25 protein-coding genes and 1 pseudogene are annotated in these 25,205 nt (G+C 73.1%); 3 read left to right on the forward strand and 23 right to left on the reverse strand.

The genetic code is table 11. The features are described 5' to 3' along the window. Positions 1–116: 116 nt before the first annotated feature. Complete coding sequence (locus tag ACIPAE_RS19285) at positions 117–776, forward strand: peptidoglycan DD-metalloendopeptidase family protein (protein WP_402446601.1); 660 nt, start codon at positions 117–119, stop codon at positions 774–776. Between the two features lie 21 nt (positions 777–797). Here the strand turns inward: ACIPAE_RS19285 and ACIPAE_RS19290 are convergent, their stop codons facing one another. The 18 genes and pseudogenes from ACIPAE_RS19290 to proS form a co-directional block, all read right to left on the reverse strand. Next, complete coding sequence (locus ACIPAE_RS19290; RefSeq protein ID WP_402446603.1) at positions 798–1,673, reverse strand: LLM class F420-dependent oxidoreductase; 876 nt, start codon at positions 1,671–1,673, stop codon at positions 798–800. 29 nt (positions 1,674–1,702) lie between these two features. Continuing rightward, the gene (locus ACIPAE_RS19295) at positions 1,703–2,260 is read right to left on the reverse strand and encodes a helix-turn-helix domain-containing protein (protein WP_328474587.1); all 558 of its coding nucleotides are present in this window, start codon (positions 2,258–2,260) and stop codon (positions 1,703–1,705) included. Positions 2,261–2,325: 65 nt separating this feature from the next. Continuing rightward, positions 2,326–3,165 carry an RNA polymerase sigma factor WhiG gene (whiG, locus tag ACIPAE_RS19300; protein WP_329364189.1) on the reverse strand — a complete coding sequence of 280 codons (840 nt, stop codon included), beginning with the start codon at positions 3,163–3,165 and terminating at the stop codon, positions 2,326–2,328. Positions 3,166–3,444: 279 nt separating this feature from the next. Next, positions 3,445–4,884: a DNA-processing protein DprA gene (gene dprA, locus ACIPAE_RS19305; RefSeq protein ID WP_402446606.1), complete on the reverse strand. Its 1,440-nt coding sequence runs from the start codon at positions 4,882–4,884 to the stop codon at positions 3,445–3,447. Continuing rightward, entirely contained in the window at positions 4,884–6,602 is a 1,719-nt protein-coding gene (locus ACIPAE_RS19310; protein WP_402446609.1) for a YifB family Mg chelatase-like AAA ATPase, read from the reverse strand. The genes dprA and ACIPAE_RS19310 overlap by 1 nt, the downstream gene beginning before the upstream one ends. After that, a pseudogene (locus ACIPAE_RS19315) lies at positions 6,602–7,007 on the reverse strand (YraN family protein). The gene ACIPAE_RS19310 and the pseudogene ACIPAE_RS19315 overlap by 1 nt, the downstream one beginning before the upstream one ends. A 172-nt stretch (positions 7,008–7,179) precedes the next feature. Then, entirely contained in the window at positions 7,180–7,506 is a 327-nt protein-coding gene (locus ACIPAE_RS19320) for a DUF2469 domain-containing protein (protein ID WP_033173060.1), read from the reverse strand. Positions 7,507–7,594: 88 nt separating this feature from the next. Further along, positions 7,595–8,335, reverse strand: a complete 741-nt coding sequence (gene lepB, locus ACIPAE_RS19325) for a signal peptidase I (protein ID WP_328470025.1) — start codon at positions 8,333–8,335, stop codon at positions 7,595–7,597. Positions 8,336–8,369: 34 nt separating this feature from the next. Next, complete coding sequence (lepB, locus tag ACIPAE_RS19330) at positions 8,370–9,317, reverse strand: signal peptidase I (protein ID WP_402446902.1); 948 nt, start codon at positions 9,315–9,317, stop codon at positions 8,370–8,372. 100 nt (positions 9,318–9,417) lie between these two features. Continuing rightward, on the reverse strand, positions 9,418–10,575 hold the full coding sequence (lepB, locus tag ACIPAE_RS19335) for a signal peptidase I (protein ID WP_402446612.1): 1,158 nt from the start codon (positions 10,573–10,575) through the stop codon (positions 9,418–9,420). Beyond that, a complete protein-coding gene (gene lepB, locus ACIPAE_RS19340) occupies positions 10,568–11,272 on the reverse strand; it encodes a signal peptidase I (protein ID WP_329364198.1) in 705 nt (234 codons plus the stop codon). The genes lepB (ACIPAE_RS19335) and lepB (ACIPAE_RS19340) overlap by 8 nt, the downstream gene beginning before the upstream one ends. Positions 11,273–11,317: 45 nt before the next feature. Next, positions 11,318–11,668, reverse strand: a complete 351-nt coding sequence (gene rplS, locus ACIPAE_RS19345; protein ID WP_328470019.1) for a 50S ribosomal protein L19 — start codon at positions 11,666–11,668, stop codon at positions 11,318–11,320. A gap of 147 nt (positions 11,669–11,815) precedes the next feature. After that, complete coding sequence (gene trmD, locus ACIPAE_RS19350) at positions 11,816–12,637, reverse strand: tRNA (guanosine(37)-N1)-methyltransferase TrmD (RefSeq protein WP_329364200.1); 822 nt, start codon at positions 12,635–12,637, stop codon at positions 11,816–11,818. Position 12,638: 1 nt separating this feature from the next. Beyond that, positions 12,639–13,295: a ribosome maturation factor RimM gene (rimM, locus tag ACIPAE_RS19355; RefSeq protein WP_402446617.1), complete on the reverse strand. Its 657-nt coding sequence runs from the start codon at positions 13,293–13,295 to the stop codon at positions 12,639–12,641. 162 nt (positions 13,296–13,457) lie between these two features. Further along, complete coding sequence (locus tag ACIPAE_RS19360) at positions 13,458–13,697, reverse strand: RNA-binding protein (protein ID WP_093716568.1); 240 nt, start codon at positions 13,695–13,697, stop codon at positions 13,458–13,460. Positions 13,698–13,699: 2 nt separating this feature from the next. Next, positions 13,700–14,149, reverse strand: a complete 450-nt coding sequence (gene rpsP / locus ACIPAE_RS19365) for a 30S ribosomal protein S16 (RefSeq protein WP_328470010.1) — start codon at positions 14,147–14,149, stop codon at positions 13,700–13,702. Positions 14,150–14,297: 148 nt separating this feature from the next. Beyond that, on the reverse strand, positions 14,298–14,888 hold the full coding sequence (locus ACIPAE_RS19370; protein WP_328470008.1) for a hypothetical protein: 591 nt from the start codon (positions 14,886–14,888) through the stop codon (positions 14,298–14,300). Between the two features lie 314 nt (positions 14,889–15,202). Next, positions 15,203–16,615 carry a proline--tRNA ligase gene (proS, locus tag ACIPAE_RS19375; RefSeq protein ID WP_366414476.1) on the reverse strand — a complete coding sequence of 471 codons (1,413 nt, stop codon included), beginning with the start codon at positions 16,613–16,615 and terminating at the stop codon, positions 15,203–15,205. 237 nt (positions 16,616–16,852) lie between these two features. On the opposite strand from proS, the gene ACIPAE_RS19380 reads away from it, so the two are divergent. Both ACIPAE_RS19380 and ACIPAE_RS19385 read left to right on the forward strand, forming a co-directional pair. Continuing rightward, positions 16,853–17,836 (forward strand): SAM-dependent methyltransferase, encoded by a 984-nt coding sequence (locus tag ACIPAE_RS19380; protein WP_402446622.1) that lies wholly within the window; start codon positions 16,853–16,855, stop codon positions 17,834–17,836. A gap of 105 nt (positions 17,837–17,941) precedes the next feature. Next, positions 17,942–18,445 carry a DUF402 domain-containing protein gene (locus ACIPAE_RS19385; RefSeq protein ID WP_329364211.1) on the forward strand — a complete coding sequence of 168 codons (504 nt, stop codon included), beginning with the start codon at positions 17,942–17,944 and terminating at the stop codon, positions 18,443–18,445. Between the two features lie 92 nt (positions 18,446–18,537). Here ACIPAE_RS19385 and ACIPAE_RS19390 read toward each other — a convergent pair whose 3' ends face one another. From ACIPAE_RS19390 to ACIPAE_RS19410, 5 genes are all read right to left on the reverse strand, one after another. Beyond that, entirely contained in the window at positions 18,538–19,110 is a 573-nt protein-coding gene (locus tag ACIPAE_RS19390) for a GNAT family N-acetyltransferase (RefSeq protein ID WP_402446625.1), read from the reverse strand. Positions 19,111–19,263: 153 nt separating this feature from the next. Further along, entirely contained in the window at positions 19,264–20,811 is a 1,548-nt protein-coding gene (gene ffh / locus ACIPAE_RS19395; protein WP_329364216.1) for a signal recognition particle protein, read from the reverse strand. 107 nt (positions 20,812–20,918) lie between these two features. After that, positions 20,919–23,351, reverse strand: a complete 2,433-nt coding sequence (locus ACIPAE_RS19400; protein WP_402446629.1) for a [protein-PII] uridylyltransferase — start codon at positions 23,349–23,351, stop codon at positions 20,919–20,921. Positions 23,352–23,424: 73 nt separating this feature from the next. Further along, positions 23,425–23,763: a P-II family nitrogen regulator gene (locus ACIPAE_RS19405; RefSeq protein ID WP_328469991.1), complete on the reverse strand. Its 339-nt coding sequence runs from the start codon at positions 23,761–23,763 to the stop codon at positions 23,425–23,427. Next, positions 23,760–25,088, reverse strand: a complete 1,329-nt coding sequence (locus ACIPAE_RS19410; protein ID WP_329364221.1) for an ammonium transporter — start codon at positions 25,086–25,088, stop codon at positions 23,760–23,762. The genes ACIPAE_RS19405 and ACIPAE_RS19410 overlap by 4 nt, the downstream gene beginning before the upstream one ends. Positions 25,089–25,205 lie beyond the last annotated feature (117 nt).

The raw sequence follows: 25,205 nt of genomic DNA on the forward strand, positions 1-25,205 counted from the left end.
CCCGAGTCGCCAGAGAAAGTGTACGGGACCGCTGGAGTCGCAGGCGACACTCGACTTGTCCACAGGCCGCGGACCAAGATCATCGCGGGGTGGGCGCGGTGCGTCATCGTGGGGACATGGCGTACACGGCGGCGTGGTTGACGGTGATGGTGGCGGTACTGGCGGCGGGCGGAGGCGTGGGGCCCGGGGCCGGCTCGGGAGTTGGGGACGGCGGCCGGCCCGGCGGTGGGGCCGCCGGTGGTGGTGCCCCCGCTCCGGTCCGGTCGGGGTACGGCGCCGGGGCGCGGGTGCGCGCGGGCTGCACCGGGCCGCCCGGGCCGGCGGCGCGGTGCTGGCCGGTGGCGGGGCCGGGGGCGCGGGGGCGGCCGCTGGTGCTGCGCGGCTTCGAGCCGCCGGCGACCGCGTGGGCGGCGGGGCATCGCGGTGTCGATCTGTCGGCCGCGCCGGGCGCGGAGGTGCGGGCGGCGGCCGCGGGCGAGGTCGCCTTCGCCGGATCGGTCGCCGGGGTCCCGGTGGTGGTCGTCGCGCTGCCCGGCGGCCTGCGCACCACCTACGAACCGGTACGGGCCGCGGTCGCGGTGGGCGCGCGGGTGGCCGCCGGGGACCGGCTGGGCGAGGCCGCCGCCGAGATGCCGGCGCACTGCCCGGCGGCCTGCGTGCACTGGGGGCTGCTGCGCGGCGACGTCTACCTCGACCCGCTCACCCTGCTCCCGCCAGCGCTGCGCCGGGCCGGACCGTCGCGGCTGCTGCCGGTGGACGGGGCGGCCCGGGCGTAGCGGAACCGGTCGGTCCAGAGGTCAGTCCAGGGGCATCGCGGCGGCCAGTTCGCGCCATTCGGCACGCGGGAGGGCGGTGTCGGGGCGCAGCACCTGGATCGCCACGTGGTCGGCGCCGGCCTCGTGGTAGGCGGCGACCCGGGTGCGGACATCGGCGGCGTCCCCGATGGCGAAGAGCGCGTCGAGCAGTTGGTTGCTGCCGCCGTCCGCGAAGTCCTCGTCGGTGAAGCCGAGCCGCCGCCAGTTGTTGACGTAGTTGGGGAGCTGGAGGTACATCGACAGGGCGCCGCGGGCCGTCGCGCGGGCGCGGCCCAGGTCGGAGTCGAGGACGACGCCCAGCTCGGGCGCGAGCAGCTTGCCGGGGCCGAGGGCGGCGCGCGCCTGGGCGACGTGCTCGACCGTGACCAGGTAGGGGTGCGCGCCGGCGGAGCGGTCGGCGGCGAGCTTGAGCATCCGCGGACCGAGCGCGGCGAGCACCCGCCGTCCGGCCGGGACCGGGGCGGGGGCCGAGTCGAGGCCGTCGAGGAACTCGACCATCTTCGCGTACGGGTGCGCGTAGCCCTCGGTGATCGGGGCGTGGCTGACCCCGAGGCCGAGCAGGAACCGCTCGGCCGTGCCGGCCTCCAGGTCGGCGATGTTCTGGGCGACCTCCGCGGCGGGCTGGTTCCAGACGCTGAGGATGCCGGTGGCCACGGTGATGCGGCGGGTGGCGGCGAGCAGCGGCACCGCACTGGCGACGGGCGGCGAGCCGCCGAGCCAGATCGCGCCGTAGCCGAGTTCGTCCAGCTCGGCGGCGGCCTCGCGGTTCTCACCCTGGAACTCGCTGTCGCCTTGGCCCAGCCGCATGTTCCACACGCCGACCCGGCCGATGTCCTGTTGCTGTGCTCCTGAAGTCATAGCTGCGGCAACAGGGCAGTGCGGGCAGGCTATTCCGGGCTGTCCGCCGACCGGGTGACTCCGTGCAGGGCCATGGCGACGGCGGCCTCGACGATCTCGGTGGGCAGCTCGGCGGCGCCCAGCTCGATCCGGCGGACGGCGGCGTCGACCACGCCCTGCAGCAGCATGGCGGTCAGCCGCGGCTCGGGGTGGCCGAGGCAGGACAGCGCGGCCACCACCATGGCGACCAGGCCGCCGTGCGCCGCGCGGATCTTCTCCCGCGCGCCGGCGTCCAGCTCACCGGCGGAGATCGCCACGACCGCGCGGTGCCTGCGGTCGCCGACCAGGGTGAGCTGGCTGCGGACGTACGCCTCGATCTTGTCCGCGGGGGTCTCGGCGGCCTGCATCGCGGCCTCGACCTCGGCGGCCCAGACCGGGAAGTCGACCGCGCACAGCTCCTCCACGACGGCGGCCCGCGAACGGAAGTACTCGTAGACCGACGAACGGGCCAGCCCGGTCCGCTCGGCGAGCGCGGGGAAGGTGAGGGCTTCGGTGCCGCCCTCGGTCAGCAGGGTGCGGGCGGCGTCCAGCAGGGCGCGGCGCTGCATCGTCCGGTGCTCGGCCACCGAGGCCGCTCGAATTCTCGGCATTACCCCACTGTAGACAGTCCGGCTCAGCGTGCTCCCATGTCGGCGAGCTTCGCCCGTAGTTGGAGCACGGACTTGGTGTGGATCTGGCTGACCCGGCTTTCGGTGACGCCCAGTACCTGACCGATCTCCGCGAGTGTGAGCCCCTCGTAGTAGTAGAGGGTGACCACGGTCTTCTCCCGGTCGGGGAGGGTGCTGACCGCGCGGGCGAGCAGGCGGCGCAGCTCTCTGTCCTCGGCGACCTCGGACGGGTTGTCCGCGCCGGTGTCCTCCAGGGTGTCGACCAGGCTGAGCCGGTCGCCGCTCTCGGCGCCGACGTGCAGCAGCTCTTCGAGGGCGACCACGTTGGCGAGGGAGAGCGCGCTGAACACGCCGTGCAGCTCCTCCAGGCCGACGCCCATCTCGGCGGCGACCTCGGGCTCGCTGGGGGTACGGCGCAGCTTCGCCTCAAGGGTGGCGTAGGCGCGCTCCACCGCGCGGGCCTTCTGCCGGACCGAACGGGGAATCCAGTCCAGGGCACGCAGTTCGTCGATCATGGCGCCGCGGATGCGGGTGATGGCGTAGGTCTCGAACTTGATCGCCCGGTCCGGATCGAACTTCTCGATCGCGTCGATCAGCCCGAAGACCCCGGAGGACACGAAGTCGGCCTGTTCCACGTTGGCGGGGAGCCCCACGCTGACCCGGCCGGCCACGTACTTGACCAGCGGCGAGTAGTGCAGGATGAGCTGTTCCCGCAGCCGCGCGTCCCCCGTGGACTTGTAGGTCCGCCACAACGCGTCGAGCGAGGTGGGTGCGGCGGGCCGGGGGGTGGCCCGGGCGGTGGCCACTGCCGTCGCCTGTTCGGACCCGGGGGTGTGCTGGGGCATACGTTGTCGTGAGCCGTTCTGCCTTGGCGTGGGCGGGAGATCAAACCTCCGCGAGCGTAGCGTGACCATAGTGTCGCTGATTGCTACGGCATCCGTGTGGGACATGCGCAGATACGTTCCTCTACGGGTGCGGGTGGTCCGGAAAGGGCGCGGGGTAACGCACCGGACCGTGTGGGGGCGTGAGGGCAATAATGCGCCGCATCCCGCCGCCGCGCCGTCCGCCCTGCGAACACCGCAGGTCAGCGAGGTTTCCTGTCACCTGATGGGGTGTCGGCCGCGTCAACCTGCCCCACTTCCCGGGTTGTCACGCGCGGTACGGACCAACCTCCAGCGCCCGCACTCGCGTACGACGAACCCGAGGGCCCGCAACTCGTGCAACCCGCTCAGCGTGTCGGCGGCCGAGATGCCCAGCGTGTCGGCGATGTCCTGCTCCGCGGCGTCCCCGCGGCCGGGCAGCGCCTCCAACACCCGCGCGGCGCCTGGTCGCAGGAGGTCCCTGGGCAGCACGGGTCCGCGCCGCACCGGGGCGAGGTCGGCACCGATCTCCCCGACCAGCTCGACCACTTCGGCCGCGTCGGTGACCATCACCGCGCCGCCGCGCAGCAGTTCGTGCACCCCTTCCGACATGGCGCTGGTGCACGGCCCCGGCACGCCCATGGTGATCCGGCCCAGCTCCGCCGCCCGCCGAGCGGTGATCAGGGACCCGCTGCGGTAGCGGGCCTCGACCACCACCGTGCCCCGGGTCAGCGCGGCGATGACGCGGTTGCGCTGCACGAACCTCGACCTGGTCGGATGCTCGCCCGGCGGCAACTCACCGACCAGCAGGCCCCGTTCGGCGATCCCCGCGATCAGGTCGGTGTTCCCCCGCGGGTACGCCACGTCGATCCCGCTGGCCACCACGCCGATCGTGGCACCGTCGGCCTCCAGTGCGGCGCGGTGCACGGCTCCGTCCACGCCGTACGCCGCCCCCGACACCACCGCCCATCCCGCGCCCGCGAGCCCCGCACCGAGCCGGACCGCCATGTGCCTGCCGTAGTCCGTGCAGGCCCGGGCGCCGACCACCGCGACCGAACGCAGGGCCCACAGCCGCAGCGACGGTCTCCCCCGCACCCACAGTCCGTACGGCCGCTGCACGTCCAGGTCGTCGAGCTGGCCGGGCCAGTCGCCGTCGCCCGGGCACAGGAACCGGCCACCCGCCCGGTGCGCCGCGGCCAGGTCCGCCACCGGGTCGGCCCGCGCGGCCCTGATCCCGTAGCTCTCCGTCCGCCCGACACCGGCCCCGGGCAGCCGCCGCCCGCCGAGTGCGGCCCGCAACGCCGCCCGCGGACCCAGATCCCGCACCGCCCGGCCCATCACCTTGTCACCGGGATCGGCCACCCGGGTCAGCGCGACCCGGGCGAGCCGCTCCTGCCACCCCACCGCCGCACCCGCGCCGCCGGCCCCCGTCAACTCACCGCTCCCGTAAGCCGCCCGCAGTTCCTCCTCGGCAGCCGCCCGCCCGCCGGCACGGCCCCGGACACCAGCCGCACCACCCCCGCCGGCCACACCGACCCCGCCACCGCTCCCGCTGTCTCCGGCACCGCCTCCACCGGTATCCGCGCCGGCGCCCGCGGCCACCGCACCGGCTTCCGCATCGGCCCCCGCGCCCGCCTCCGGCGGCTCCGCGGCCGCACCCAACCGCCCGGCCCACTCCGCCTCGGCACCCTCCTCCTCCGCCATCACACCCCTCCCGCCACGGCCGGCACTCCCCTGTTCACCCCGGTGCGCAACTGGAGTGCCAGCAGCACGTGTTCGGGAGTCGGGCAGTCCGCGCCCGCGAGGTCCGCGACCGTCCACGCCACGCGCAGCACCCGGTCAAGGCCGCGGGCGGTGAGCAGGCCACGCTCCATGTCCCGCTCGACCGCGCGCAGGGCGCCCGCGGCGACATGCCAGCGGGTGCGCAGCTCATGTCCCGGCACCTCGCTGTTCAGCCGCCAGGGGGTGTCCTGGTAGCGGACGGCGGCGCGGGCCCGGGCTTCGAGGACCCGCGCGCCGACCGCGGCCGAGGACTCCCCGGATGTGCCCACGCCACCCGGTCCGATGAGCTCGGCGCGGCTGACCGGCTCGACGTCCACCCGCAGGTCGACCCGGTCCAGCAGCGGGCCGGACAGCCGGGCCTGATAACGCCGCACCGCGCTCGGCGAGCAGTCGCAGCCCCCGCCGAGCACCGAATACCGCCCGCACGGGCAGGGGTTCGCGGCCAGCACCAGCATGAAGCGGGCCGGAAGCCGTATCACCCCGGCGGCCCGGGCCACGATGACATGGCCCGATTCCAGCGGTTGCCGCAGCGCGTCGAGCGACTGCGAGCTGAACTCCGGCGCCTCGTCCAGAAACAGCACTCCGCGATGGGCGAGCGAGACCGCGCCCGGCCTCGGCAGGCCGCTGCCGCCGCCGACGAGCGAGGGCATGGTCGCCGAGTGGTGCGGCGCGCAGTAGGGCGGGGCGTCGACCATGGGACGGCCGGTCGGGAGGATGCCCGCCACCGAGTGCACCGCGGTGACCTCCAGCGACTCCTGGCGGGTCAGCGGCGGCAGGATGCCCGGGAGCCGCTCGGCGAGCATCGTCTTGCCCGCGCCCGGTGGACCGTTCAGATAGAGGTGGTGGCCACCGGCCGCGGCGACCTCCAGGGCGAGCCGGGCCGCCCGCTGCCCGGCGACGTCGGCCAGGTCGGGACGGTGCTGGTCCCCGCCGGGGCCGCCGCCTCCCGCGGCCGCGAACTCCGCGCTGCCGAATCCACCGCCGCCGAACCCGGTCCCGGCGAACGCGCCCGGTCCGCCGCCGGCGCCCAGCCCCGCGCCGGCACCTCCGCCGGGCACCGCCAGACCCGCCAGCATCGGGTCGGGCCGCTCCCGCCCGGCACTCTCGTCCGGCTCCTCGGGCACCGCCTCGTCGTTGAGCACCGCGACAAGCTGGCGCAGGCTGCGCACGCCCAGCACCGAGACGCCGGGCACCAGGGCCGCCTCGGAGGTGGTGCGCTCGGGCACCACCACCTGCCGGTATCCCGCGTCGGCGGCGGCGAGCACGGCCGGCAGCACGCCGCGCACCGGGCGGACCCGCCCGTCGAGCCCCAGCTCGCCGATCATCATCAGGTCGGCGATGGCGCTCGGCGCGATCCGGCCGCTCGCGGCCAGCACGGCACAGGCAACGGCCAGATCGAAACCGGAGCCGCCCTTGGGCACCGACGCCGGGCTCAGCCCCACGGTGAGCTTCTTCTGCGGCCAGGTCTCGCCGCTGTTCACGATCGCCGCGCGCACCCGGTCGCGGCTTTCCACCAGGCTCTTGTCCGGCAGCCCGACCAGGGCGAAGGCGGCCACACCCGGCTCCAGATCGGCCTGGACCTCGACGACGACGCCTTCCACGCCGATCAGGGCGACCGAGCAGGTGCGGGCGAAGCCCATCACGCCACCCCCCGCACATGCTCGACCCGGGGCGCGCCGCGCGCGGGCAGCACGACTCCGACCAGGTCGATCCGGACGCCGCCCGGCGGCGCCCCGCCGTGCTCGGCGGTCCATCGCTCGGCGAGCGACCGCAGTCTGGCCGCCTTACCGGGGGTGATCCCCGCCATGGGGTGCTGGTGGCCGCCCTCCCGGCGGGTCTTCACCTCGCACACCACCACCGCGTCGCCGTCGGCGGCGACGATGTCGATCTCGCCCCGCCGGCCCCACCGCCAGTTCCGCTCCAGGATGTCCAGCCCGGCGTCCCGCAGCGTCCTGGCGGCCACACCCTCTCCGTACCGCCCCAGCGCACCTCGTGCGTTCATGAGTACCACCTCCGTCACTCACTGTGACAGAAGGCGGCCTCACGAAGATGATCTCGAACCTCAGCCTGTGGATAACTTTCCGCGCCGCGCCACGACGCTCCCACCGGGCCGACCCGACCCACCCCGGACAGCCGGCCCACCCTGGCCCGACCCACCCGGGACGGCCGGCCCACCCCGCCCCGGCCGTCCCGGCTCAACCCGAGCCCATCCCATCCTCAGCTGTTGAATCCCGAGTCGTCCGACGGCAGATCGAGGTCCGCCTTGTTCAGCTCCTCGATGTTCACGTCCTTGAACGTCAGCACCCGGACCTGCTTGACGAAGCGAGCCGGCCGGTACATGTCCCAGACCCACGCGTCGGCCATCGACACTTCGAAGAACACCTCGCCCTGGACCGAGTGCACCTGCATCTCGTAGTCGTTGGTGAGGTAGAAACGCCGCTCGGTCTCGATCACGTACTTGAACAGGCCGACGACGTCGCGGTACTCCCGGTAGAGCTTCAGCTCCATCTCGGTCTCGTATTTTTCGAGGTCCTCGGCGCTCATGGCATGTTCCCCTTCAGCCGTACGTGACCCCATTGTGCGCTACCGGAAGACCACCGGAGCCGCACACCGCCGTATCGCTGTGGGAGCGTCAGCCCGCCCGCCGCCGGACGAGGCCGGCCAGCGGGGTGTACGCGGCCCCGCCCAGGATCAGCAGCACCCCGGCCACGATCGCCGCCGCCAGCCAGCGCAGCGGGCCGTGAGGGGACGCTCCGCCGCCGGAGAGCCCGTCGAAGGCGGAGGTGCGCTGCACCGTCCCCACCCGGCTCAGCGGCCACGCGGTGGCCTCCACCCGGGCCTTCACGTCGGAGGCCGGCACCGAGCCGCGCTGGGCGTCGTCCAGCCGCAGCCGGGAGTCCTCGGAGACGGCGCGGTTGTCGCCGACGAGGAACAGCTCGCCCTTGGGCACCTTCGTGTCGAACTTCGACGCCGACGCCAGGCCGGGCGCGGCCAGATAGGTCTCGTCGACGGCCTTGCCGTCGACCATCAGCCGCCCGCGCGCGTCGCAGCAGGAGACCGTGTCACCGCCGACCCCGACCACCCGCTTGACCTCGGGCAGGTCTCCCCACAGCTTGTCCTTGAAGACCACGATGTCGCCGCGGTGCACCTGGTCGCCGGAGATCCGCTGGGCCAGCACCTTGTCGCCAGGGCTGACCGTGGGCTCCATCGAGCTGGTCGGCACCGTGTAGGGGCGGTAGACGACCGCGGCCCAGCCGAAACCGCCCAGGAAGAGCACGCAGCCCAGGGCCACGGCGATCCCGGACAGTCTGTGCCCGGTCCCGCCGCGGCCCTGGGCTATCGCTCTGCCGCTGCTCGTACGTGTCGCGCTCATGGAGCCGCACCCTACCCGTCGGTACGCGCCCCGGTCAGCCCTCCGCGCCCTCGGACGCGCCCGCCGCCTCGTGCTTGCGCAGCAGCCTGCGCCGCCGCAGCATCACCAGCGGGATCGCACCCGCCACGCCGACCGCGGCCGGGCCCGCGGTGCCGGCCGCGTTGATCCCCGACTGGGAGAAGGTGCCGGGGATGCCCAGCCAGTCCCAGCGGTTGATCGGCCAGGCGACCACGACCGCGCGGCCGACGACCTGCTTGGTCGAGACGGTGCCGTCGGTGTGCTTTCCCTTGTACATGCCCACGTGGTAGCGGGAGTCGAGCGAGTCCTGGCGGTGGTCGCCCATCACCCAGATCCGGCCCTTGGGCACGTGGACGGTGAACGGCATGTCCGGGGTGCACGGGGTGTTGCCCGGGAAGACGTAGGGCTCGTTCAGCGGCTTGCCGTTGACCATCACCGGGCCGGTGCCCTTGCAGCTGACGGTGTCGCCGCCGACCCCGATCACCCGCTTGATCAGGTCCTTCTCCTCGGCCGACGGCATCAGGCCGACGAAGCTGAGGGTCTTCTGCAGGCCGCGCACCGCCGGGTTGCTGCTCGGCGGCGGGTTCTCCGGCAGCCAGCCGCCGGGGTCGTGGAAGACCACGACCTCGCCACGGCTCGGCGTGGAGCCGAACCACGGCGTCAGCTTGTCGACCAGCACCCGGTCGCCCTTGAGCAGGGTGTTGTTCATGGAGTCGGACGGGATGGAGAACGCCTGCACCAGGAAGGTCTTGATGATCAGCGCCAGCACCAGCGCGATGCCGATCAGCAGCGGCAGCTCCTTCCAGAAGGAGCGGGGCTTGCGCTCGGCGGCGTGTGCGGGCTCGCCGCCGGACGAGTCGCCGCCGCCACCTGCGGCGCCGGGCTCGTCGGGGCCGCCGGAGTCGTGGCGCCGCGCGCCGTCGCCGCTCACGCCGCCCACGTCCTCCGGCCTGGTGCCCGCCACCGGGACGTACCCGGGTTCGTACCCCGCGCCCTGGCCGTAGTCCGGGCCCTGGTCGTAGCCGGCCTGGTATCCGCCCTCCGCCCCGGCGTCCCGGCCGGGGTCATAGCCGCCGGCGTAGCCGCCGTCGGAAGGTCCGGGGACCCTGCCGGCGGACGGGACGCCATGCGCACCGTTCCGAGTCGTCTCCTCGGGGACCACGCCATCGGCCTCCGTGCCGTCCGCAGGGGGCACCGGGCCGTCCCCCTTCTCGGGCTCGCCGGAACCGGACCGCGCACCGACCACCAGGTCCCCCACATCCACTCCTCATTCGATATCGACGCCTGCCCCGGAACCGGCGCAGGCCCACCATTCCCATAACGAGCGGGAGTTCCGCAGGAGTCGGGAGCGGGTCGGTCCTTTGAGCATTGTTGGCCGAGCCGCCGGCCCCATCCACCATAGTGGTGCCGGCTGTGCGGGCGGGGATCGCCGCGTCCGCCTGCGGCACCGAACCGAAGGTCGAGGGCTCCTTCAGCCGCCCCCAGTGGCCGATCGGCCAGCCGATCACGAAGGCCCGTCCGACCACCAGGTTCTGCGCGATGGTGCCCTCGGTGCGCTTGCCGTCGATGACCTGCTGCATGTGGTAGCGCGAGTCCGCCGAGTCCGAGCGGTGGTCGCCCATCACCCACAACCGACCGAGCGGTACGTGCACGGTGAACTTGATCATCGACGGCGGGTTGCCCGGATACAGATACGGCTCGTCCAGCGGTTTGCCGTTGACCGTCAGCCGCCCCTGGGCGTCGCAGCAGCTCACCGTGTCGCCGCCGACGCCGATCACCCGCTTGATCAGGTCCTGCTCGCCGGAGGCCGGCAGCAGCCCGATGAAGGTGAACACCTGCTTGACCTGCTTGATCACCACCGGGTCCGGCTTGGGCGCGGGCTCGCCCTGGAGCCAGCCGCCGGGGTCCTTGAAGACCACCACGTCACCGCGGTGTGGCTCGGCGCCGAACCACGGGGTCAGCTTGTCCACCAGCACCCGGTCGCCGATCCGGATGGTCTGCTCCATCGAGCCGGACGGGATCACGAACGCCTGGAGCAGGAAGGTCTTCAGCACCAGCGCGATCACCAGCGCCACCACGATCAGCAGCGGCACCTCGCGGGCCATCGAACGGCGCCTCTTGCGCTTGACCTTGCGGGCCAGCTTGCGCCGCTCCACCCGGCTGCCGCTGACCGGCGGCGCGGGCGGCGCGTCGGTGCCACGCGGCCGCCCCCGGTTACCCATGCGAGCCGGCCGGCGCGGGCACGTCGGAGAAGACGGCGGGGCGGCGCACCCGGGTCCAGTGGCCGGGCGGCCAGGCGATCCACTCGGCGCGGCCGATCACCTCGCCGACCGGTACGGTGCCGCCGCCAGGGTCGCCGAGGTGCTCGCGGGAGTCGGCGGAGTCCGCGCGGTGGTCGCCCATCACCCACAGCCGGCCCGGGGGCACCACGATGTCGAACGGCTCGCTGGAGGGCGCGTTCCCGGGGTGCAGGTAGGTCTCGTCGAGCGCGTGGCCGTTGACGCTGACCCGGCCCTGGGCGTCGCAGCAGGTGACGCGGTCGCCGCCGACACCGATCACGCGTTTGACGTAGTCAGTGCCGCTGGTGGTGGAGAAGGAGTCCTTGCCGTCGAACACGATCACGTCTCCCCGGCGGGGCGTGCCGCCGAAACGGTACGCCAGCTTGTCGACCAGCACCCGGTCGCCGATCCGCAGCGTGTTCTCCATGGAGGAGCTGGGCACTTCGAAAGGCTCCACCACGAAGTGGCTGACCAGCAGCAGCGCCGCGCAGCAGGCGAGAGCGAGCAGCAGCGTGCGGTTCCAGTCGTCCCACCAGTCGGCGAGGCGCTCCCTCATGACGGAACGCGACCGCTCCTCCAAGTCCGCCTCGTCGGCGGTGGGGGAACGGTCGCGCTCCGGGGTCACTGCTTCGCTGTCCATCGGGGCGGAAGCTTATCCGGCCCGCCCCAAGGGAGAGTCAAACGATCAGTTGTCGCGCTTCTCCTTGATCTTCGCGGCCTTGCCGCGCAGCTCACGGAGGTAGTACAGCTTCGCGCGGCGCACGTCGCCGCGGGTGACGACCTCGATCTTCTCGACGATCGGGGTGTGCACCGGGAAGGTGCGCTCGACGCCGACGGAGAAGCTGACCTTGCGGACCGTGAAGGTCTCGCTGATGCCCGCGCCCTGGCGGCGGATGACGACGCCCTTGAACTGCTGCACACGGGAGCGGTTGCCCTCGATGACGCGCACGTGGACGTTGACGGTGTCGCCGGGGCGGAAGGCCGGCACGTCGGTGCGCACGCTGGCGCTGTTGACGCTCTCGATGAGGTTGGTCATGGTCGTTCGTCGCTTCCTCGCCGATGCCACAGGTCATCGACGGCATGTCGTCTTGGATGTTCGGGTTGTCCTACGGTGCGGTCGCCCGGCACCGGGCGGCGGCTGTCCCCCTGTGGCAGGGGCGCGCGCCGGGCAGGCAACAGCGGGTCATTCTTCCACGGCGTCGGGGTTGCGCCCAAATCGGCCGTCGGGACCCGGCTGCCAGCCCAGGATGCTGAGCATCTCGCGGTCCTTCTTGTCGAAGGCCGCGGGGTCGGCGCGCTCGATCAGGTCGGGCCGGTGCGCGACCGTACGGCGCAGCGCCTCGTCGCGGCGCCAGCGGGCGATCTTCCCGTGGTGGCCGCTGAGCAGCACCTCGGGGATGCCGCGGCCGCGCCAGGCCGGCGGCTTGGTGAAGACCGGGCCCTCCAGCAGGTCGGCCATGGCGCCGGGGGCGAAGGAGTCGTCGGCGTGCGACTGCGCGTTGCCGAGGACGCCGGGCAGCAGCCGGGCGACGGCCTCGGTGACGACCAGGACGGCGGCCTCGCCGCCGGCCAGGACGTAGTCGCCGATGGAGACCTCGTGGACCGGCATCCTGGTGGCGTACTCGGCGGTGACGCGGCTGTCGATGCCCTCGTAGCGGGCCGGGGTGAAGATGAGCCAGGGGCGCCGGGACAGCGCCACGGCGGTCGCCTGGGTGAAGGGGCGGCCGCTGGGGGTGGGGACGACCAGCACGGGCTCGTGGGCGCCTTGTTCGTACCCGTCGGCGATGGTCTGGTCGAGGGCCTCGCCCCAGGGGCCGGTCATCATCACCATGCCGGGGCCGCCGCCGTACGGGGTGTCGTCCACGGTGTGGTGGCGGTCGCCCGCCCAGCCGCGCAGGTCGTGCACGCGGACGTCGAGGCGGCCGGCCGCGCGGGCCTTGCCGACCAGGGAGACGTCCAGCGGTTCGAGGTACTCGGGGAAGATCGTGACGACGTCGATCCGCATGTCAGGCGCCGTCGCTCTCGCGCCGCGCGTCGTCCGCACCGGACGCGTCACCCTCGTCCCTGGCGGCGTTCTCGGTGCCGGCACCGGCACCTTCACCGGCTTCGACCTCGGCATCGGCATCGGCCTGAGCACTGGCCACCTGGGCGTCCGCCTCGTCCAGCAGCCCGGGCGGCGGGTCGATCACGGCCCGCTGCGCGTCCAGGTCGATCTCGGGCACGATCTCCATGACGAACGGCACCAGCACCTCGCCGCCGCCGGTGCGCGCGACCACCAGCAGGTCCTGGTACGGCAGGTGCGAGACCTCGGTGATCCGGCCGACCTCGCGGCCGTCCACGGTCACCACGTCGAGGTCGATGAGCTGGTGGTCGTAGAACTCCTCGGGGTCCTCCGGGGTCTGCTCCGGGTCGACCTCGGCGATCAGCATGGTGCCGCGCAGCGCCTCCGCGCCGTTGCGGTCGCTGACGCCCTCGAAGCGCAGCATCAGGCGGCCGCTGTGCACCCGGCCGGTGGCGATGGTGAGCGGCCCGGTGGCGGCCGGGTCGGTGGCCAGTACGGCGCCGGGCGCGAGCCGCAGTTCCGGCTCGTCGGTGCGCACTTCGACGCTCACCTCGCCCTTGATGCCGTGGGCGCGTCCGATCCGGCCGACTACGAGCTGCACGTCCTGCTCAACTCCCGCTGTGGGAACGGTGGGAACCGCACCTGAGGGGCGCGGCGGAAACGCACCGGGCCGGAGGCGGTGTAGCCGCCTCCGGCCCGGTGCAACGAAAACCCGATGTGCCCGCGGCGAACGCCGGCACGTGCGGGGCACGGCAGGGCGCGCTCAGCGCACCTGGTCCACGTCGACGAGGTCGACGCGGACACCACGGCCGCCGAGAGCGCCGACGACGGTGCGCAGCGCGCGGGCCGTGCGGCCGTTGCGCCCGATGACCTTGCCGAGGTCGTCGGGGTGCACCCGGACCTCCAGCACACTGCCTCGGCGCAGGGTCCGCATGCCGACCTGCACATCGTCGGGGTTGTCGACGATGCCCTTCACGAGGTGCTCAAGGGCCTCCTCAAGCACGCTCAGGCCCCGGTGGACTCGGCAGAGGCGGTGGCCTCGGCGTCGTCGGCCTTCTTGTCAGCCTTGTCGGCCTTCTTGGCCTTGGGGGTGATCGCCTCACCCTTCGGCTCGTCGGCGGTGTCCTTGGCGGCGGCCTCGAACAGCGCGCGCTTGTCGGCCTTCGGCTCCGGCTGGAGCAGCGGGGCCGGGGCGGGCTCGCCCTTGAACTTCTGCCAGTCGCCGGTCAGCTTCAGGATGGCGAGCACGGGCTCGGTCGGCTGCGCGCCGACGGAGAGCCAGTGCTGCGCGCGCTCCGAGTCGACCTCGATGCGCGACGGGTTCTGCACGGGGTGGTACAGACCGATCTCCTCGATGGCCCGGCCGTCACGGCGGGTACGGGAGTCGGCGACGACGATGCGGTAGTGAGGCGCGCGGATCTTGCCCAGGCGCTTCAGCTTGATCTTGACTGCCACGGGAGTGGGTTCTCCTGAAGTTGACGTGTTTGGGCACACGGACGGCCCACGTGGGGTTGTGGAAGTCGTGCGCCCGACGGACGCGTCAGCCGAAGGAGAGAGGGTTCCTGCACGGCTGTCGAGTTCTCAGCTAAACATTGTGCCACAGTCAGCCGACCCCAACGACCTCCGGGATACGGAACGGCTGCCCGCACGCTCCGCACATGATCGGGGCCTGGGCCAGCACCGAGGGCACCACCCGGACATTCCGCCCGCAGTCGCAGACGGCCTTGACGCGCACGCCGCCGCCCGAGGAGCCGTGCCGGGCGGCAGGTCCACGGAAGGAGCGGGCGGTGTCGGCGGTGGTGGCCACGGTGTGCGCCTTCAGAGCGCGCTGCAGCCGCTCGATGGTGCCCCGGTAGCGCTTACGGGTGTCGGGGCGCATCACCACGAGCGAGAAGCCGCTGCTGGGATGCGGCTCGTCGGCGTGGTCCAGGCCCATCTCGTCGGCGATGGCGAGGAATCTGCGGTTGTGGTAGCGGCCGGCGCGTGAGGTGTCGCGGATGCCGCGGGCCGCGGCGATCCCGTGCACAGCCTCGTGCAGCAGCCTTTCGAAGGAGAGCTCGGTGCCGCAGGCGGACGAGGACTCTCCGATCAGGGACTCGGGCGCGGCCAGATCGGGCAGCTCGGGATGGTGCCGTTGAATATCGGCCCAGGCGACTGCCAGCTCGGCGGCGAGAACAGGTGGTGTCGTGCTCACGCCGTGACAACGAGCCGGGCGCCCCCGGTGTTCCGATTCCGGGCTAGCCCAATTAATTTGCACTGATCGGTCAGTTCCGGATGTTGCGCATGGATACGCATGACGCAGGGCGGGTGCGGAGGGACCGGAGTAACACCGGTGAACCTGCGCACCCGCCCCAAGCGCGGACGTATGAACATATTCCGTACACCGCTGATCGGTCAGCGGACGCCGGAGGGAACCGGCCGGCGCGGATGAGCCCGAGGCCCGACGCCCGACCCGGGGCCCGACGCGGGCCTGGCGGGCCCGGTGGCGCCGGCCTGGTTACCGCGGACCTAGTAGGCGCGGGCCACGATGGCCACGGTCCCGGGTGCGTCGTCGGCGACGGGCACCGATCCGTCCTCGGCGACCAGGCAGCGCACCGAGACGCCCTGCTCGGCCAGCTTCGCCTCGCCCTCCGGCCCCAGGTCCGCCCACGGGATGCGGGCCCAGCCGGTGGCCGCGGCCTCGGCGGCCTCGGCGACCGTGGCCACGTCCACGGTCCGGGACAGCCGGCGGTCGCGGGACTCCTGGAGCAGCCGCGCCTGGTCCTCTTCCATCGCCTTGGGCAGCAGGGTCTCCAGCGCGTCCAGGGAGACCGGCTCCTTGCCGCCGGGGATGCGGCGGGCGACCATCGCGGTGCCGCCGGCCAGGTCGCGCGGGCCGATCTCGACCCGCAGCGGCACGCCCTTGAGCTCCCAGTCGACCGCGCGGCGCCCGAAGGGGGTGTCGGTGCGGTCGTCCACGACCACCCGCATCCCGGCCGCGCGCAGCTTCTCGCCGACCTCGTGCACCTTCGCCACGACGGCCTCGTCGTCCTTGATCGCCATCACCACGACCTGCACGTGCGCCAGCCGCGGCGGCACCCGCAGCCCGTTGTCGTCGCCGTGCATCATCACCAGCGCGCCGATCATCCGCGTGGTGCTCCCCCAGGACGTCTGCCAGACGTGCTCCTGGGTGCCCTCCTTGGACAGGTACGACGTGTTGAACGCCTTCGCGAAGTTCTGCCCCAACTCGTGGCTGGTGCCCAGCTGGAGCGCCTTGCCGTCACCCATCATCCCCTCCAGGGTGAGGGTGTTGATCGCGCCCGCGAACCGCTCCTTGACGGTCTTGCGGCCCGGCACCACGTCCATCGCCAGGACGTTCTCCATGAAGTCGCCGTACACGTCGTACTGGATACGGGAGGCGAACTCGCGGGCGTCGTCCTGGGTGGCGTGCGCGGTGTGCCCCTCCTGCCACAGGAACTCCGTGGTGCGCAGGAACAGCCGCGGCCGCAGCTCCCAACGCACCACGTTCGCCCACTGGTTGATCAGCAGCGGCAGGTCGCGGTAGCTCTGCACCCACTTGGAGAAGTACTCGTTGATGATCGTCTCGGACGTCGGCCGGACGACGATCGGCTCCTCCAGCTCCTTGCCGCCGCCGTGCGTCACCACCGCCAACTCCGGCGCGAAGCCCTCCACGTGCTCGGCCTCGCGGGTGAGGTAGGACTGCGGGATGAAGAGCGGGAAGTACGCGTTCTGCGCGCCGACCGCCTTGATCCGCGCGTCCATGTCGGCCTGCATCCGCTCCCACAGACCGTAGCCGTACGGCCTGATCACCATGGTGCCGCGCACCGGTCCGTTGTCGGCCAGCTCGGCCTTGTTGATCAGGTCCTGGTACCAGCGCGGGAAGTCGTCCGCCTGAGGGGTGAGAACGGGAGCCTTAGCCATGGGCCGATGGTAAGGCCCCGTGCCACCCCAGCGTGAATCGGCCATCGCCGAGCGCACGCCGGCGCACGCGAGCCGCGTGAAACACGGGCGTCGCCGGAAGTTCACGAGAACGCGTCCCCCGCCCTCTGGACGGGGGCGCGAAACGGCAGTTGTCTGGCATGCAGGGACGAGTACGGCCCCTGGCACCACAGCACGGGGAGCAGAAAGCGGTTCCGGTCGGCTGATGGGAGCTCTTCCATGACGGCTACGCTCTATCGCGGCTCCAGGCCCGGCACGCGGGGCAGGGCGCGGGACTGGGCGGAAATCCAGGAACGGATGCTCGTTCCGCTCTACGAGACGGTGTACGACCGGCTGGAGGTCGGGGCCGGCACCCGGCTGCTCGGCCTCGGGTGCGGCAGCGGTCTGGCACTGATGCTCGCCTCCGCGCGGGGCGCCGCCGTCATCGGCCACGACCGTGACGCCGAACGGCTGGCCCTGGCCCGCGAGCGCCTGGCGGCGAGGGAGCGCGACCGCCCGCCGGAGCACCGTACGCGACTGCTCGCCGGCGACCTGCGCCTCGCGGACCTGCGCACGGCGGACCCGCGCACCGACCGACCGCGCGGCACGGCCGCCCTGGCGGCCAGGACCCCCGCGCTCAGCGGGGCCGCGAGCGCCGGAAACGGCAGGACACCGCCGCCCGCGCCCGACGCCCCCAGCGGCGCGGGAGAGCCCGCCGCGGACCGGTCCGGCTCCTGGCCCGGCCGCGGCTACGACGTCGTCACCGCCTTCGAACCGGCCGCGCCCGCCGCCGAACTCGGGCCCGCGCTCGCCGCGGTGGCACGCACCGCGCGGCGCGGCAGCACCGTCGTGCTGGCCGGCTGGGGCCCGCCCGAGCGCTGCGCGACCTCCCACGTGCTCAAGGTCGCCACACGGCTGGCCGAACCGCGCGGCGCCGCGGCCCCCGCCCTGCGGCTCAGCGGCCGCGACGACCTGGAGGACCTGGCGCGTACGGCCGGACTGCGGCCCGACGGCTCGGGGCGCGTCTCGTGCCCCTTCGGCTACCCCGACCTGCCCAGCGCGGTCCGCGGCCTGCTGTCCACCGGGCTGTTCGACGCGGCCGTCGCCGCCACCGACCACCAGCAGGTCGACAAGGAACTCGCCGAGGCCCTGCACCCCTACCGCCGGCCCGACGGGTCGGTACGGATGGAGAACGTCTTCCGCTACCTGATCGCCCGCACCTGACCCCGAATCCGGGAACGCCCAGCCGCGGCACGGCAGCTCCGCACCACCGCCCGCCACCCGGAAAACGGCTGGCCGCTCCCGGGTCCTTCGGGCGAGAGTGGCCGCATGCCGACGCACCCCGCTCCCCTGTCTCCCGACACCCCCGCCGTCGTCCGCCTGGTCAAGGCCGGACGGGAGAAGGTCCGCTACGACGCCACCGTGCGCTCCGACGACGGAGTCCGCGTGACCGTCACCGCGCCCTGGTCGCTGCCCACCGTCCGCGACTTCGGCTTCGTCCGCTTCGAACCCGGCGACGTCTTCACCGAGCACTACTGGCGCGACCGCTGGTACGCGATCAAGGAGGTGCGCGACCCGGCCGGCGCCCTGAAGGGCTGGTACTGCGACATCACCCGCCCGGTCGCCGTCGAGGAGGCCACGCTGCTCTCCGAGGACCTGGACCTCGACCTGTGGGTGTCCGCCGACGGCGGCGACGTCCTGCGCCTGGACGAGGACGAGTTCGAGGCGAGCGGGCTGGCCGGGCGGGACCCGGCGGCCGCCGAGGCGGCGGTGCGCGCCCTGGACGAGCTGGAGCGGGTGGCCACCGACGCCGGGCTCGCGTCCCTGCTGTGAGCCGGCCGGCGCCCTTGCCGCGCCGAACCAGGCGCCCTTGCCGCCCTGCCTTGCCGCGCTGACTTGCCGCACTGACCGGCTGCCTTGCCGCGCTAGGCGGTCGGGCCCTGCCACTCCTCAGCGGTCAGCGCGAAGCGCTCGTGGTCCCGCCAGGCGTCGTTGATGAACAGCATCCGCGGCGAGAAGCCCTCGTGGCGGAAGCCGAGCCGGCGGGCCATCGCGAGTGAACGGGTGTTGTCCGGCTGGACGTTGATCTCCAGCCGGTGCAGCCCGAGCCCGTCGGGCCGCGCCCTGAAGCAGCGGTCGACCACCAGCCGCAGACCGAGCGTCATCCGCCCGGTGCCCGCGTACGGCAGGTAGCTGTCGTAGCCGAGCGCGGCGTTGCGGAAGCGGCCCAGCACGATGTTGGCGACGTTGCAGGTGCCCACCAGCCCGCCGGTCCCACGGGCCGCGCCGGCGCCCCCGGCCCCGTCCGGGTTCCCGGCCGCGTCGTCGTCATCGACGATCAGGTACGTCCGCAGGCCGGCGCCCTGCCGCCGCAGCAGCTCGGGCAGCGCGTCCGGCTCGACCGGGTTCCACGGCCGCAGGTGCCGGTCCGACCGCAGGACGGCGGCGCGGTGGGCCTCGGCGTCACCTGCCCGGGGCTCGCGGATCGAAATACGCATGGTCACATCATCGCAGGAAGCCCCCTGACGCCGCGCGCCGTCCACGTGCGCAGAGCCGCCCACCGCAGCCCCGCCCGCCCGGCCGGACACGCCGGCCGGGCGCTCGCCAGGGGCCCGGCCGGCCACGGCCGCGCGCCCTGGAGGCGAGCGGCGTCAGCCCATGAACTTCTTGAACTCGTCCGGCAGCTCGAAGTCCTTGCCGCCGGGCAGGCCGAGCCCACCGTCCTCGCCGCCCTGTTGCTGCTGCTCGCGCTTGGCGGCGGCCGCGGCCGCCTCGGCCTTGCGCTTCATCGGGTTGCCCGACTGCCGCTTGCCCTTGGCCTGCTTCTGCTGCTTCTTCTGCCGGCCGGGACCGCCGCCCATGCCCGGCATCCCGGGCATCCCCGGCATGCCGCCGCCCTGCGCCATCCGCGACATCATCTTGCGCGCCTCGAAGAACCGCTCCACCAGGCTCTTGACCGCGCTGACCTCGACGCCCGAACCCTTGGCGATCCGGGCCCGGCGCGAGCCGTTGATGATGTGCGGGTCGGCCCGCTCGGCGCGCGTCATCGACTTGATGATCGCGGCGGTGCGGTCGACGTCCTTCTCGTCCAGGTTGTTGATCTGGTCCTTGATCTGGCCCATGCCCGGCAGCATGCCGAGCAGCTTGGAGATGGAGCCCATCTTGCGGACCTGCTCCATCTGCGCCAGGAAGTCGTCGAGCGTGAACTCCTTGGGGCCCTTCGCCAGCTTGGCGGCCATCTCCTCGGCCTGCTGCTGGCTGAAGGTCTGTTCGGCCCTCTCGATCAGCGACAGGACGTCGCCCATGCCCAGAATCCGCGACGCCATGCGGTCCGGGTGGAAGGTGTCGAAGTCGTCCAGCTTCTCGCCGTTGGAGGCGAACATGATCTGCTTGCCGGTCACGTGCGCGATCGACAGGGCGGCGCCGCCGCGGGCGTCGCCGTCGAGCTTGGAGAGCACCACGCCGTCGAAGCCGACGCCGTCGCGGAAGGCCTCCGCGGTGTTCACCGCGTCCTGGCCGATCATCGCGTCGACCACGAACAGGATCTCGTCGGGGTGCGTGACGTCGCGGATGTCCGCGGCCTGCCGCATCATCTCCTGGTCGACGCCGAGCCGGCCGGCGGTGTCGATCACGACGATGTCGTACTGCTGCGTCTTGGCGAACTCGATGGAGTCCTGGGCGACCTTGACCGGGTCGCCGACGCCGTTGCCCGGCTCGGGCGCGTAGACCGCGACGCCGGCGCGTTCGCCGACGACGGAGAGCTGGTTCACCGCGTTCGGGCGCTGGAGGTCACAGGCGACCAGCAGCGGGGTGTGGCCCTCCTTCTTCAGCCACTGGCCCAGCTTGCCGGCGAGCGTGGTCTTGCCGGCGCCCTGGAGGCCGGCCAGCATGATCACGGTCGGCGGCTGCTTGGCGAAGCGCAGCCGCCGGGTCTCACCGCCCAGGATGGTGACCAGCTCGTCATTGACGATCTTGATCACCTGTTGCGCCGGGTTCAGCGCCTGGGAGACCTCGGCGCCGAGCGCACGCTGCTTGACGTTGGCGATGAAGGCCCGCACCGCGGGGAGCGCGACGTCAGCTTCCAGCAGCGCGATACGGATGTCGCGCGCGGTGGCGTCGATGTCCGCCTCGCTCAGGCGGCCCTTGCCCCGGAGGCTCTTGAAGGTATTCGCGAGGCGATCAGACAGAGTGTCGAACACGGTGGTCGCAGGTCCTCAGGGGTCGGGGGCGGAGACAGTCGCCTTCCAGGGTATCCGGCCCGCGCGCCGAGCCGGATGCCCCGGGCGGAAGCTGCCGGAATCGGCGCTCACCGCAGGGCGGCCTCCACCTGTTTCGCCACCTCGGCCGCGCGGGCCGGCGGCAGCGGGTTGCCGTCCTTGCCGACGAGGTAGAAGGCGTCGACCGCGTTGGCGCCCAGGGTGGAGATACGCGCCGAGCGGACGGTGACGGCGGTCGCGGTCAGCGCGAGGCCGATCCGGTGCAGCAGCCCGGGAGCGTCGTGCGCGCGGACCTCCAGCACGGTGGCGGTGTGCGAGGTGTGCCCGGGGGCGATGGTGGCCCGGGCCGGCGGCGGCACGATGCCGCGGCGGCGCGGGTAGGCGGACTCGCGCTCGGCCAGCCGCGCCTCGATGTCGAGGGAGCCGTCGAAGGCGCGGGCCAGGTCGGCGCGCAGCCGGGCCGCCTCGGGCAGCGCACCGTATTCCGCGGACACCCGCCAGCTCAGCAGGGCCACCGGGCCCTCCCCCACCGGGTCGACCGAGCGCAGGTCGGCGGCGCGCACGGTGAGCCGGTGCAGCGCGAGCACCCCGGCGGCGTGGGCGAGCAGACCGGGCCGGTCGGGCACCGCGACGAGCAGTTCGACGCCCAGCGCCTCGTCCTGGGCGTCGCCCTCCGGCTGCGGCTCGGCCTTGGCGTGCAGGGCCAGTACGGGGCCGCGGGTGCGGGCGGCCTCGATCGCCAGCCGCTCCTCCTCGGCGGTGGACTCGCGGTCGCCGTTGTCGGGCAGGTCGCCGGTGTCCAGGGCGCCGGCGACGCGGTCCACGAGGTCGGCCAGGAGCGAGGCACGCCAGGTGCTCCAGGCGGCGGGGCCGGTGGCCAGGGCGTCGGCCTCGGTGAGGGCGGCGAGCAGTTCGAGGGTGGAGGTGTCCCGGACGGCCTCGGCGACCATGCGGACGGTCTCCGGGTCGTCGAGGTCGCGGCGGGTGGCGGTGTCGATCAGCAGCAGGTGGTGGCGGACCAGCAGGGCGAGGGTGTCCACGTCGGCGGCGCCGAAGCCGATCCGGGCGGCGACGTCGCGGGCGATCACCTCGCCGGCCGCGCTGTGGTCGCCGGGCCAGCCCTTGCCGATGTCGTGCAGGAGGGCCGCGGTCAGCAGCAGGTCGGGGCGGCCGACCCGGCGGGTGAGGCCGGACGCCTGGACGGCCGTCTCCACCAGGTGCCGGTCGACGGTGAAGCGGTGCACGGCGTTGCGCTGCGGGCGGCAGCGCACCCGCTCCCAGTCGGGGATGAGCCGGGTGACCAGCCCCTCGGCCTCCAGGGCCTCCCAGACCGGCACGGTGGACTCGCCCGCGCCGAGCAGCGTGAGCAGCTGTTCGCGGGCCTCCGCGGGCCACGGCACGGGCAGCGGCCGGGACGCGGCCGCCAGCCGCCGTACCGCGTGCAGGGACAGCGGCAGATCGGCCTGTGCGGCCGCGGCGGCGGCGCGCAGCGGCAGCACGGGGTCGCGGTCGGGCTTGGCGGCCATCGCGAGCACCGCCTCGCCCTCCTGCTCCACGACGCCCTCGGCGAGCGGGACCCGCTCGGCCGCCGTCTGCGGGGCGGGGGTACGGCCGCGGCCGAGCAGGCCGCGGCGGCGCGGGCGGGACTCGCGGGCGCGCAGCACCCGGCCGACCTCGCGCCAGGTGACGTCGGCGGCGTAGGAGATGCGGCGGGCGGCCTCGTAGACCTGGCGGAGCAGGGCGTCGGCGTCGAGCAGGCCGAGGGCGTCGGCGATCTGGTCCTGCTCCTGGAGGGCGAGCCGGTCGGTGGCGCGGCCGGTGACCAGGTGGAGGGCGTCGCGGGTGTCGAGCAGCCGGGTGCGGGCCTCTTCGAGCCCTTCGCGGGGGGCGTCGGCGAGCCAGGACGCGGCGACGGCGCGCAGCGCGGTGGCGTCGCGCAGCCCGCCGCGGGCCTCCTTGAGGTCGGGTTCCAGCAGGTAGGACAGCTCGCCCTGGCGTTCGGCGCGTTCGGCGCACAGTTCGTGCAGGGCGGGCAGCCGCTTGGGTGCCTGGTTGCGCCAGTCGGCCAGGACGGCGCTGCGCAGCCCGGAGGTGAGGGCCGCGTCGCCGGCGATGTGCCGGGCGTCCAGCAGGCCGAGTTGGACCTTCAGGTCGTCCGCGGCGGTCTTACGGGCCTCCGCCGGGGTGCGGACCGAGTGGTCGAGGGCCAGCCCGAGGTCCCACACCGGGTACCAGACCCGGTCGGCGAGGGCGGCGACGGACTTCGGGGAGTCGTGCAGCAGCACCAGGTCGAGGTCGCTGCGGGGGGACAGCTCGCCGCGGCCGTAACCGCCGACCGCGACCAGTGCCCAGTCGGTGGTGTCGACCGCCTGGGCGGCCTCGGTGGCCAGCGCGGCCAGCCACCGGTCGGTGAGGGTGGCCAGGGCGGCACGGCGCGGCGGCCCGGACTGCCCCTCCTCGGTGAGGAGGTGCAGCCGGGCCGCCGCGTAACCGTGGCCTTGCGCTTCGACGCTTTCGGTCACTGGTGCTCCGCTGTCTTGTCGTCGAGCCGCGGCTCGGGGTGGCCGGGGCTTGCGACCGGGGGTGCGATGGTCGTCAGAGCGCGTCGGGCCCGCGCTCGCCGGTACGGACCCGGACGGCCGTGTCGACCGGCAGGCTCCACACCTTCCCGTCTCCGATCTTGCCCGTTCTGGCCGCCTTGACCACGACCTCGATGAGTTGTTCGGCGTCGGCGTCCTCGACCAGGACCTCGATCCTGATCTTCGGCACGAGGTCGACGGTGTACTCGGCGCCCCGGTAGACCTCGGTGTGGCCGCGCTGGCGGCCGTAGCCGCTGGCCTCGGTGACGGTCAGGCCCTGGACGCCGAACGCCTGGAGGGCTTCCTTGATCTCGTCGAGCCGGTGCGGCTTGACGACGGCGGTGATGAGCTTCACGCGTCCACCTTCTTGGTCAGGCCGGTCTCGAGGCCGGCGGGGGCCGCGTGGGAGACGCTGCCGACTCCGGTGAAGTCGTACGCGGTCTCCGCGTGCTCGGCCTGGTCGATGCCGCTGATCTCGACCTCCTCCGGGACCCGGAAGCCCATCGCCATGTCGATCAGCTTGGCGAGGATCGCGGAGCAGACCAGGGAGTAGCCGAGGACCGCGAAGACCCCGATCGCCTGGATGCCGAACTGGTGCCAGCCGCCGCCGTAGAAGACGCCCTTGACGTCCTGGCCGACGCCGCCGGTGGCCAGCAGGCCGATCAGCAGGGAGCCGACGATGCCGCCGACCATGTGGACGCCGACCACGTCGAGGGAGTCGTCGTAGTTGAAGCGGTACTTCAGGCTGACCGCCGCCGCGCAGATCACACCGGCGATGACGCCGACCGCTATCGCGCCGAGCGGGCTGACCGAGGCGCAGGAGGGCGTGATCGCGACCAGGCCGGCGACCGCGCCGGAGGCGGCGCCCAGGGTGGTGAAGGAGCCGTGCCGCAGCCGCTCGTAGGCCAGCCAGCCGACCATGGCCGCGGCGGTGGCGATCTGGGTGTTGATGAAGACCGTCGACGCGACGCCGTCGGAGGTGATCTCCGAGCCGGCGTTGAAGCCGAACCAGCCGAACCACAGCAGGCCGGCGCCGAGCATCACCCAGGGCATGCTGTGCGGGCGCATCGGGTCGCGCTTGAAGCCGACCCGCTTGCCGATGACGAGGATGACGCCGAGGGCCGCGGCGCCCGCGTTGATGTGGACCGCGGTACCGCCGGCGAAGTCGATCACGCCCTTCTGGCCGAGCCAGCCGCCGCCCCACACCCAGTGGGCCACCGGGAAGTACACGACGGTCGCCCACACGGCGATGAACAGCGACCAGGCGGTGAACTTGACCCGGTCGGCGAGCGCGCCGCTGATCAGTGCGGGGGTGATGATCGCGAACATCAGCTGGAACGCGGCGAACGCGAAGATCGGGGTGCCGGTCGCGCCCCAGAGGTCGTCCGGTGCGATGTCCCGAAGGCCCAGCCAGCGCGTGCCGCCGAGGAATCCGCCGTTGTCGCCGTCGAAGGCGAAGCTGAATCCGTAACCGGTCCACAACAGCGTTATGATCCCGAGGCTGATGAAACTCATCATCAGCATGTTCAGGGCACTCTTCACACGGACCATGCCGCCGTAGAAGAACGCCAGCCCCGGTGTCATCAGCATCACGAGCGCGGAGCTCAGAAGCAGAAATGCGGTATTACCGGAGTCGAGCTTGGGCGCATCCGCGGCCAGTGTGATGATGGCTGGTGCCATCGGCGTCTCCTCGTCATCCGAACGGCCCGTGCGGGCGGTGCAGGGGTGGGCCGGTATTGGCCTTGAGGTTGGCCGAAGCGGGTTTCACCCGATGCCATAGGATGTTTCACCGCCGTG

It is taken from the genome of Streptomyces sp. NPDC087270, assembly GCF_044744625.1.
GTDB lineage: Bacteria > Actinomycetota > Actinomycetes > Streptomycetales > Streptomycetaceae > Actinacidiphila.